General features: G+C 53.4%; 10 protein-coding genes and 4 pseudogenes. 7 read left to right on the top strand and 7 right to left on the bottom strand.

Annotation, left to right across the window (positions count from 1 at the left end; translation table 11 throughout):
• The 4 genes from AAEZ06_RS23725 to AAEZ06_RS23710 all read left to right on the top strand — a co-directional run.
• Positions 1-798 (top strand): RHS repeat-associated core domain-containing protein (locus tag AAEZ06_RS23725; protein WP_350616505.1); only part of this gene is annotated, 798 nt, incomplete at its 5' end.
• Position 799: 1 nt separating this feature from the next.
• Positions 800-1,165: a hypothetical protein gene (locus AAEZ06_RS23720; RefSeq protein WP_350616503.1), complete on the top strand. Its 366-nt coding sequence runs from the start codon at positions 800-802 to the stop codon at positions 1,163-1,165.
• Positions 1,166-1,232: 67 nt separating this feature from the next.
• Positions 1,233-1,511, top strand: a complete 279-nt coding sequence (locus AAEZ06_RS23715) for a hypothetical protein (protein ID WP_350616501.1) — start codon at positions 1,233-1,235, stop codon at positions 1,509-1,511.
• A 771-nt stretch (positions 1,512-2,282) separates the two neighbouring features.
• The gene (locus AAEZ06_RS23710) at positions 2,283-2,663 is read left to right on the top strand and encodes a hypothetical protein (RefSeq protein ID WP_350616499.1); all 381 of its coding nucleotides are present in this window, start codon (positions 2,283-2,285) and stop codon (positions 2,661-2,663) included.
• Positions 2,664-2,849: 186 nt separating this feature from the next.
• Here AAEZ06_RS23710 and feaR read toward each other — a convergent pair.
• Both feaR and AAEZ06_RS23700 read right to left on the bottom strand, forming a co-directional pair.
• A pseudogene (feaR, locus tag AAEZ06_RS23705) lies at positions 2,850-3,395 on the bottom strand (transcriptional regulator FeaR); the annotation flags it as partial.
• A pseudogene (locus tag AAEZ06_RS23700) lies at positions 3,391-3,830 on the bottom strand (acyl-CoA dehydrogenase family protein); the annotation flags it as partial. The pseudogenes feaR and AAEZ06_RS23700, both read right to left, overlap by 5 nt.
• Positions 3,831-4,058: 228 nt before the next feature.
• Between AAEZ06_RS23700 and AAEZ06_RS23695 the strand changes: the two are divergent.
• Positions 4,059-4,768: pseudogene (locus AAEZ06_RS23695) on the top strand (aldehyde dehydrogenase family protein).
• A gap of 25 nt (positions 4,769-4,793) precedes the next feature.
• Here the strand turns inward: AAEZ06_RS23695 and AAEZ06_RS23690 are convergent.
• The 3 genes and pseudogenes from AAEZ06_RS23690 to AAEZ06_RS23680 form a co-directional block, all read right to left on the bottom strand.
• Positions 4,794-4,977 (bottom strand): annotated as a pseudogene (locus AAEZ06_RS23690) (hypothetical protein).
• Between the two features lie 59 nt (positions 4,978-5,036).
• On the bottom strand, positions 5,037-5,831 hold the full coding sequence (locus AAEZ06_RS23685) for an ABC transporter permease (protein ID WP_350616497.1): 795 nt from the start codon (positions 5,829-5,831) through the stop codon (positions 5,037-5,039).
• Complete coding sequence (locus AAEZ06_RS23680) at positions 5,828-6,523, bottom strand: ABC transporter ATP-binding protein (RefSeq protein ID WP_149415126.1); 696 nt, start codon at positions 6,521-6,523, stop codon at positions 5,828-5,830. The genes AAEZ06_RS23685 and AAEZ06_RS23680 overlap by 4 nt, the downstream gene beginning before the upstream one ends.
• A 173-nt stretch (positions 6,524-6,696) precedes the next feature.
• On the opposite strand from AAEZ06_RS23680, the gene AAEZ06_RS23675 reads away from it, so the two are divergent.
• Together AAEZ06_RS23675 and AAEZ06_RS23670 are read left to right on the top strand one after the other, a co-directional pair.
• Positions 6,697-7,944, top strand: a complete 1,248-nt coding sequence (locus AAEZ06_RS23675) for a DUF1835 domain-containing protein (RefSeq protein WP_350616495.1) — start codon at positions 6,697-6,699, stop codon at positions 7,942-7,944.
• Between the two features lie 175 nt (positions 7,945-8,119).
• Positions 8,120-8,659: a DUF1523 family protein gene (locus AAEZ06_RS23670; RefSeq protein WP_133102773.1), complete on the top strand. Its 540-nt coding sequence runs from the start codon at positions 8,120-8,122 to the stop codon at positions 8,657-8,659.
• 180 nt (positions 8,660-8,839) lie between these two features.
• Here the strand turns inward: AAEZ06_RS23670 and AAEZ06_RS23665 are convergent, their stop codons facing one another.
• Positions 8,840-9,418, bottom strand: a complete 579-nt coding sequence (locus AAEZ06_RS23665) for a TerD family protein (RefSeq protein ID WP_149415124.1) — start codon at positions 9,416-9,418, stop codon at positions 8,840-8,842.
• Positions 9,419-9,449: 31 nt separating this feature from the next.
• Entirely contained in the window at positions 9,450-10,025 is a 576-nt protein-coding gene (locus tag AAEZ06_RS23660; RefSeq protein ID WP_133102779.1) for a TerD family protein, read from the bottom strand.
• Positions 10,026-10,046: the final 21 nt, after the last annotated feature.

The following is a 10,046-nucleotide window of genomic DNA, read 5'->3' as shown; positions in this document are numbered from 1 at the left end:
GTCTGGTCCGCCCACTACCGCGCCTACGGCCAAATCGCGAAGCTTGACGTTAACACCGTCAACAACCCGCTGCGCTTTCAGGGCCAGTACTTCGATCAAGAAAGCGGGCTGCATTACAACCGCCATCGCTACTACAATCCGGACAACGGTCGCTACCTGACGACCGACCCGGTGAAACTGGCGGGTGGGCTGAACGGATACCAGTACGTACCTAACCCTACGGGGTGGGTTGATCCGTTGGGGTTGAGTACGTGCCCGGGTGGGGATGGGTGTAAGCCAAACACTACCGTTCAGAATCCCACGGAAAGTGTTAACCACGCAGAGCCCGCTGTACCGCAACTGTCAAGGGCAGAACGGCAGGCAAGAATTGACGAACTTGCGGAGGGAAATGCCTATCGGCGTTTGAATGAGATTGAACAAGCACACCCAAAAGCGCACTTCCTGGAGAAACACGGGGCACAGACAACACTTGAATCTCAACTAGAGAGGATCATGACGGCTAAAAACCCAACTACCGGGAAAATTGAGAGACACATTTACGGCAAGAAGGCAGGGCAACCCAAAATACCTACCGCTGCTACTCGATATCTCAGCCACAGAGACCAACTAAATGCGATTTATCGCGCTCAACTTATATTTAGGCGAACCAATATAGAGACATCACGCGAACCTATGGAAATGGGAAAAATAATTGGAGAGGGCTACGAAAGCAAGGACCTGAAATATGGAAAACAAAAAAAGGCCAAAGTAATATTAGACACGCAAGGAAATCCAATTACCGCATATACGGAATTTTAATATGAAATTATTACCAAAGCTATCGATCCTCAGAAGCCTACTATTCACTTATAATATTGAAAACACAGACGACCCTGAACGAGAGCGTCTCATCGTCTCAAAAAATATTAATGACGACAGAGAACTCGCCGAATTATTTGACCAGCTAACAAAGCCAGAGTTTATCTCATATAAAGCAAAAGAGAGGCTATGGCACATCGACACACTCAAGCACTTCCTAAAAACGGACGAAAATTTCGACAGCACCTTCTACCTTTTCGATACTTACTTTGACGTCGAAATAATTGACCAGAGACAGTTTATGAAAATCCTGCTCGAATGCCTTATGCGTTACCACGTAGAGGCTACAGAGAGCAAATCAACATGAGCATGGTAAATAGCTGGATGAACGTGTTTGAAAATAGCTACCCCCCTATCAACAAAGAAAGAACCTTATGAAACCCAGTTCGCAATTTAAAAGTTCGAGAATACAGTTAAACGTCTTAAACGAAGCCATGACAAGAGAGGCGCGTAAAATGGAGCGTTTCACTGGAGAAGACGAATATGGCAACCCTATCGTCAGGATTGAAATGCAAGGCTGCGGCAGAGGATACATACCAAATAAAAAGGACCCTAACAACCCAATACTCGATGAAAACATGAACGCCGCCGTCGTAAAGTTTGATCGTGAAACAAAACGACCATACACAGCATTCCCCGTGAGCACTCGTTAATGCTAAAGCACCCTTTTCTAAATATACCGTACAAACCAAAGCTGCAATATTTACTCAGCGGATTTGACATCTATGACCGTGAAGAGTCTTTAGGCGAAGCCCTTTCGAACTACAATATAAATTCGCCCACTGACAGAGAAGAGTTAATTAAAAACTACATAACTGACAGGAGCACAGACTTAAATTATAGGCATAGGAAATCTCTAATAGACATCTTAAGCTCTGCTCTTAATTATGACGCATACGACTTCTCAGAGATTCTTAGTCAATATCCCGAGTCCCATTGCGCCTTACCTTACGGATGGGACACCATGGAAAACCCCAGAGGTTTCTTCGAGGATATTTTTAGAATCATGAATAAAGAATGGAAAAATGACCTTGAAAAGGCCAGCCTAGAAGATCAGTCTACTTGGTAACAATTAAAATCTTTGGCGACTGCCAGGCCGCCATCGCAGGCAAGCCAGCTCCCACATTTAGTCTTCGTACAACCATGAGATCCTTGTGATTTTCAAGATAAAGGGTGCGGATATACTCACGTACAATTTCAAAAAATAAATAGATCCGTACCCTTTACACCTTTACACCTTTTGAAAAAAATTCCTGGCCTAGACGTAAACAAAGAACTAGGGGCACGTATCCAGATACAAGAAAGAGCTTGAAATTGCCATTCCTCATCGTATCGACACCAAGGACATTCTTGGGGCCACACCGGTAAATGATAATGGCACCCACAAAGGATACTCATTGACAAACCCCAACAGAGACTAAATCGTGACAATCCAAGAAATTACCATACTTAATAACGGCACCCAAGAAAGAGCCACTATTGAATACGACAGGACCACGCGCACTCTCTCCATATCATTTATTGACGGAACAAATAAAACCTATAGCGCCTTAGATATTTACATCTGCTTTGGCTTATTGAGAAAAGAATTTGGCCATGTAAAATTTTTGTGCAAGGGAGCAAAAGTAAACGTACATACATCCGCAATGCCATCACAAATGTCAAACGGGCTAGTCGCTTACGAAGTGACAATGGGCGAATCAGACGGCAAACTTGTCCGCATCTTCGACTATGAAGAGCACGACCTCACCAACGACATCCAAGAACAAATCTCCTTTCGTGATTGCTGGGCCAACTCACTGTGACTGCAAACAACCAGATAAAGAGGATCAGGATAAATGGGGCGAATCTTAACGGCACTTAAGTAAATAATAAGTCCTTTCGGGCTGATGAGCTTACAGAGGAAAACCACCTACCTATGCTTAGACGAGCACGAGCGTGCGATCTCCTCATCCAACGATTCCGTCGTACTTCCCAAAACCTCAAACTACCTACTGCAACCGACTAGACCGAAAATCCTTAGGCGACAGCTCAAACTGCTTCTTGAACGAGCGACTAAAGTGCTCCGAATCAGTAAACCCCCACTTATACGCAATCGAGGTGATCGACTCACTGCGCAGAAACGGATTAGTCAGATCATCAGCACTACGCTTGAGCCGAGCCCGCTGGATGTAGCGGCAGACACTGTCGTCCTGCTCTTCAAACAACCGGTACAAATGCCGCACCGAGATATTCAGTCGATTGGCCAACCCCACCGGGCTCAGTCCAGGCTGGGTCAGGGATTCATCAATGACTTTCTGCACGTAGCTGCGCAGGTTGCTACCCTGCAACACCCCGCAGTCGTCCCGTTCATCATCCTGCTCAAAAGCCGAGCCAAGCAGTGATACAAACGCCGCCTGCAAAGCCTCGACTTCGCCCACGGCGCCTTCGCCTGCCTGGGTGTCCTTGCACAACTGGTCCATCAACACATGAAGCATCCGCCCACAGGCCTTGCTGGAGGATATCTTGCCGAAGGTTTTGGGTTGGCTGCCTAACTGCCCATTCGGCGTGATCACAACCACTGCTCCAGCCCATTTCACCGTTGAACAGCACACCGCCTTCGGTTTCTTCTGTACGGCCGAACGGTGCGATGCTGCTGCTGGCCGTGGCATCCGGGTTATCGCCCCAGACCTCTTGCTGCAAGGTGGCCGAGAACAACGCCAGTTGATGGCTGTGGGTACAGAGCAGGCTCATCGCCCAGGCGGTGCTGGCGCAAGAGCCTGCGAGCAGGGCAATGCAGTCGGCAAATTGCGGCAGCATATTTCCATGCCACCGAAAGTCTTGGGCTGGAAGGCACGGTGCATGCCGATGCTTTTGAGCAGCGTAATGTTTTCGTCAGGAACCTTGCGGTCCTGCTCGGCGCGAAAGGCATTGGCGGCGATGGTCGGCAGAATGGACTTGAGGTCTTCAAGGAACGCGTTTGGCTTTTTCATGGATGGCCCTGCTTATTATTGGATGTCCTGCACCTGTTCAAAATCGAGGAACGGTGCTGGATGCAGGGCAAGTATGGGATCGGCCCATCGAGACGAAAATGCACCTTCCACAGCCAAGATTGCACTTTTCACAGCTGACGGTCTGATCGAGCTGGCAGCCACAGTCAAGCCCCGGCAGCCACCTCTGGTTAACCTCAGGCTTTCCTTTATTCGTAATCAGGAAACCCCATGAGCGATATTCCCCTGCTACCCCAAGTCGAAGCCTTCCTGGGTCGAGACTACAGATTGTTTATCGACGGTGGCTATGCCCAGAGCCATTCCAGCCAGACCCTGGAAGTCATCAATCCCGCCACTGGCAATGCTATCGCCCGTGTCGTCGATGCCGATCACGTCGACATCGATGCGGCGGTGGAGTCAGCCAATCGCGGTTTCAAGCTGTGGTCCCAAGTCGCACCGGCAACCCGTGGCAACGTGCTGCTGAAACTGGCGGCCCTGCTGGAGCGCCACCGCGAGGAACTGGCGCAGATCGAGACCTGCCAGTCGGGCAAGATCATTCAGATTTTCCGGACCTTTGAAGTCGACCAGGCGGCGCACTTCCTGCGTTACTACGCCGGCTGGGTGCACTGAATATCGGCTCACCCCTGGATGAACGCACCGAATTCGGGCCGGTTACCCATCGTCAGCATCAGTTGAAACTCGAAGGTTTTTTCGCCACCGCACGCGCTGAAAACAACACCATCATCCACGGAGGCAAACGGATGGATCGGCCCGGTTGTTATGTCGAACCCACGGTGATTCTCGCCAACAGCGCCAACGACACCTTGCTCGACCCAGCGGTGCCGTTTGGTGGCAACAAGTCCTCGGGCATGGGTCGGGAGTTTGGCGGTGCGTTTATCGAGGATTACACCGAGCTGAAGTCGGTGATGATTCGCTATTGAGCCCTGGGTGACCATAGAAGCTTGCTCAGTCAGGAATCAACGCCTGCGCCTCAATCTCGATCAACCACTCGGGCAGTGACAGGCCGCTGACGATGATCCACGACGATGGCGACAGATTGCTCGGTGATGTCGGGGCCGACAGTGTTCTCGTCGGCGTCCACACCCACCTGGCCAGACAGCAGAATGCGCCGACCGTCGCGCACTTTGATGGCCTGGCTGAAGCATCAGACGCCAAACCTGAAGTAGCGGACGAGCGTAACCGTCACGGTTAAGAGCGCTCCTCCAGCCTGTACCTCAAGAAACGATGATCGGCTGAAAACAGCCGTCGGTAGGTGAGCAGTACAGCCCCTACCGTGCCCAATGCCGATGACGCGGCGATCAGAAACATGATGACGATCTGGTAACGAACCGCGTCCGCCGGGCTCTCTCCCGCCAACACCTGGCCGGTCATCATGCCCGGCAGGCTGACAATGCCGACCACCGTCATCTGGTTGAGGGTCGGGATCATACCGGCCCTGACGGCCTGGCGGATCGCATCCTGCGCCGCCTCCCACCGCGACCCACCCAACGCCAGGATCATTTCGATGGTGTTGCGTCCCGAGGTCAACTCCTGGGTCATGCGTTCAATCCCCAGGGACACGCCAGTCAGCGTGTTGCCGAGGATCATCCCCAGGATAGGGATCGCATACTGCGGCTCGTACCAAGGATGAATGCGGATAACGGCGAACAACCCCACGGCAGTCACCAGCCACGAACTGCCCCACACCGACACAATGCTGTCGACACGCTGGCCCGCATACGTGCGCTTGCCCCGCCCCGCTGCCGACATGCCGGCGATCAGGGTCATCAAGCACATCAGCGGCAACACCACATACCAGTAGGCAAACTCGAACACCCAGCCCAGCAGGTAACCAATCGCCAGCAGTTGAACCACCGTGCGGATAGCGGCCCAAACAAGTTGTCGCTCAAGGCCCAGCTTCAGCCGCAGTGACAGCGCACCGTTGATGAGGATCAACGAGGCGGCGATAGAAATATCCAGCGCCGACAGGTTTTGATAGTTCATGACGGGACGGCTCCGGTTAACACACCGGCGCTCATGTGCAACCGGGTGGTACTCATTCGTTGCGCCTGGGTCTGGTCGTGGGAAACCCAAATGTAGGCATGGGCCGAACCCGAGCCGTTGTCAAACCAGGCCTGTATCAAGGCCTCAACCTCTAGAGACGATGCAGGGTCGAGTGCCGCTGTCGGTTCGTCCAGCAGTAGCACCTGCGGGTCCAGTTGCAGTGTTCTGATCAACGAAACGACCTGCGACTCGCCGCCCGACAGATCAGCCGCCATTTTTGACAGGAATCCTGGCTCTTTTCCGGCATGGGCCAGCAGGACTTTTACCGCTTCCAGATCGAAGTCCAGGTGCTGCCAGATATTGAGGCTGTAGGGGAGACGCAGGTTATCTTCCACCGTGCCGTCAATAAGTGCCGGCCGCTGCGAGAGGTAGCAGATGCGACTGCGATACCTAGGTATTAGCGCGTTGGGGACGGGTTGGTTGTTCCACAGGATGTCTCCAGACGTCGGCGCGTCCAGCAAGGCAAGCGCCCTGAGGAAAACGCTTTTTCCCGAGCCTGATGAGCCGGTGATGGAGATACGGTCTGCGCGGTACAGCTTGAAGTCAGTAGTGTGCAGCAGCTGAGCCTGATGGCGCTCATCCATTCGCGTCAGTGCCCTGGCTTCGATCAACGGGTAAACGGTGTCCGTCATGGACTCAATCCTCTACTGAACGGCTTGCAATCAAATACGCCACTGCCTATATTCCCGCAAGGCGCCATCTACGCCTCCATCCGCGGAAAGGGCTGCGCCCAGGACCTTGACTGAATACCACATCTCTACGACTCCCAACCTTAAAGCGGACAAGGTTTGTGCAAGGAGATCGTATGTCGCAACATCCAGCATCCTCGTCCCATGACGGCCGTATCAACCTTGAGCAGCAACGCAAACGCGCCAAGGAACTTCTGTTGCGCATGAAAAGTGGTGCGGCGCCCGAACAACTTTCCCTGATCCCTGGCGGCCCTCCCTCCTCACCGCCCATCTTGTCCGACGCCCAGTGGCTGATCGCCAGACAGTTGGGTTTCAGTAGCTGGCCCAAACTCAAGGCACACGTGGATGCGGTTGATTTCGCTGCTCGCCATCCAGACTTTGCGGCGAGCGATGAAGCGCTGACCACCCACTGGCGATGCGGCAACGATATTGCGCATAGCCTGCAGTTGGCGGGGTTCAAGGGCCACTTTCAAATGCTGTCCGACCCATTATGCATGGGGCCTGTTCCAAACCTGCCTGCCGAACAATACCAGGCAGTACGCAGCCGCTATATCAGTGAGGCGTTTGAGATGGACAGCGCCGATGTAGCGCGCAGACTCAACGACGAATACAACCACCTCACGTTATTGGCCAACGACGAACACAGCGTGCTGTGGTGCGAGGCGGACGCCTACGACCAACTGTTCCTGATTCGTGCCCTGGCAGGACTTGAGCGCGTACCATTCAAGCTTGAGCTGATAGAAGTCGACCGCATCCCCGGCGTCCAGCGCTTCATCGGCATCGGCCAACTGGCTCCCGACGTATTGGCCTGGTTATGGCCGCAGCGCCGCCCCATTGATGAACAAACCGTGCAACTGGCCCGGCAGGCATGGCTGGCCTATTGCGACAGCTCACCGGTCAAACTTGCCGAACTCGCCCGCGGCACGCATCGCTGCTTGCCACTTCTAGCGCCGGCACTGCTGCGCCAGTTGCAGGAACTTCCGGGGGTTCGGGACGGTTTATCATTGACTGAACACCTGGCGTTACAATTTATAGAGGAAGCAGGCCCGGTGGCATTCGCCAGGGTTTTCGCCGAGTTAATGGCCCAGCGCGAGCCGCTGCCGTATCTGGGGGATTTGATGTTCCATGCGCTTATGCGCCCGCTGATTGACTGCAAGACGCCGCTGTTGACCGAGTCAGATACCCATCTGCAATGGCCCCGGAGGTTGCTGACGCTGACACCGCTGGGGCATCAGGTGCTGAAGGGAACGGCGTATTGGCTGGACCATGGCGCCAAGGAGCGCTGGGTAGGTGGCGTATGCATACAGGCCGGCCAGCCTCATTGGATGGTTGATGATCGGTGCATGCCTGTGTGGCGTAATTGACCCGCAGTGTCTGGAATACTTCACTGGCGGCTGTGTCACCCAGCAATGCTAGCGAACCAGGATTTTTCCGTTTCCTCTATCTTCCCCATGCAACACTGACGATGGCTATCAACTAAACATGCCCTCTTGCGAAGAAAACGGGCAAAATTCCTACCTTCTAAAATGGAGTGAATGCATGAAGTTGCTCAAAGGCGTAATTCTAGTTGCTGTACTGCTTATAGTGAGCGCTGGCGCACTGGGGCTTTTCTACGTCCTCCCTCAACATGATGTGGTGCTGATCACGGGAGTTGAAGTCAAGCGGGTCGACCACGATGGCGTCATCAATGCTGAAAACCCAGCTGATGGCCCGACCAGGGACGTTTATTTCATCAACACCGAAGACCCAGACTCCAAGAAAGTCATGGTCTACCGCAATGAAGATACTGGCTGGTCCTTCCCCTGGTATTTCAAGTTCGACTCTGCAGACGTCCAAGCGAAGGCCCAGGGCTACTCTCGTGATGCTGAGCAGTTGGCGATCATTCGGTACTACGGATGGCGCATTAAGATATTTTCGGTTTTCCCAAACATCACCGCTATCGAATCCACGAACAGCCGTGCGGAGCCATTTCCATGGTTCAATACGGTGTTCTTCAGCGTAATGACGCTAGTGCTTATTTTTGTAGCTCTGTTCGTAAAGCGTCGCCTGAAGCGGCGTCACCAGACCTTGGTAAATTGATCCAAGTCCTACAGATGACATGACCCTGTTATAAAAAATCCGGCCATCCGCCGGATTTTTTGTATCTGACAATTGATCAGCCGCTTGATCGAACGACAGGCACAGCCAGCCATGCATGCGTAAAAGGCAGACAAGAAAAAGCCCCGCTCGAAAGACGGGGCTTTTTTTCAACCCTTTGGGTTAGCCAATGCTAACGCCGTGGGCTTCAGCCAGAGGCTTCAAGCCGCCAGCAAAACCCTGGCCGATCGCCTTGAACTTGAACTCTTCACCGCTGCGATAAAGCTCGCCGAAGATCATCGCGGTTTCGGTCGAAGCGTCTTCGCTCAGGTCGAAACGCGCCAGTTCTTTACCGTCAGCCTTGTTCACCACACGAATGAAGCTGTTGGCAACCTGGCCGAAGGTTTGTTTGCGGGTTTCGGCATCGTGAATGGTGACGGCGAATACCAGCTTCTTCACCAGCGGGGCCAGGGAAGTCAGTTTCACAGTCACTTGCTCATCGTCGCCTTCGCCGGCACCGGAGCGGTTGTCGCCCATGTGCTCAACGGAGCCGTCAGCCGTTTTTTTGTTGTTGTAGAAAATGAAGCTGTTGTCGTCTAGCACTTTGCCATTTTCGCCCACGACGAAAACCGACGCATCGAGGTCGAACTCGGTGCCGTCAGTGACGCGAGGATCCCAGCCCAGACCTACGACTACTTCAGTCAGGCCTGGTGCTTCTTTGGACAGGGATACGTTGCCGCCTTTGGAGAGACTTACAGCCATGATCAATTTCCTTGCTCAATGGACGTGGAGTTTAGAAGTTCATACCGAACGAGTTGGCCAAAGCCTTCAGGCCACCGGCAAAGCCCGAACCAACGGCGCGGAATTTCCACTCACCGTTGTTACGGTACAGCTCGGCGAAGATCATCGCCGTTTCGGTCGATGCGTCTTCCGCGAGGTCATAACGCACAATTTCAGCACCGCTGATCTCGTTGACTACGCGGATGAACGAGCCACCGACCTGACCGAAATTCTGCTTGCGAGCGTCAGCATCGTGAATGGTGACAGTGAAAGCGATCTTGTCGATATCCGCAGGTACGCGGCTCAGATCGATTTTCAGCACTTCGTCGTCGCCATCGCCGGCACCGGTGCGGTTGTCGCCGGCGTGCTCGATGGAACCGTCAGCGCTTTTGAGCTGGTTGTAGAAAATAAAGTCGGCGTCGCTACGTACTTTACCGTTGGCACCCAGCAGGAACGCGCTGGCGTCCAGGTCAAACTCCGTGCCGTCGGTAGCGCGCGGATCCCAACCCAGACCGATCAGAATCTTGGTCAGTGTCGGATCGGTCTTCGAGAGGGACAGGTTGCCGCCTTTTTGAAGGGTCAGTGCCATGAGTACAACTCCTTAGTGGGT

This window comes from Pseudomonas sp. HY7a-MNA-CIBAN-0227 (assembly GCF_040310325.1).
Taxonomy (GTDB): Bacteria; Pseudomonadota; Gammaproteobacteria; order Pseudomonadales; family Pseudomonadaceae; genus Aquipseudomonas.
Note: the sequence above shows the minus strand (reverse complement) of the source record. Positions and strands in the feature narration are given on the sequence as shown.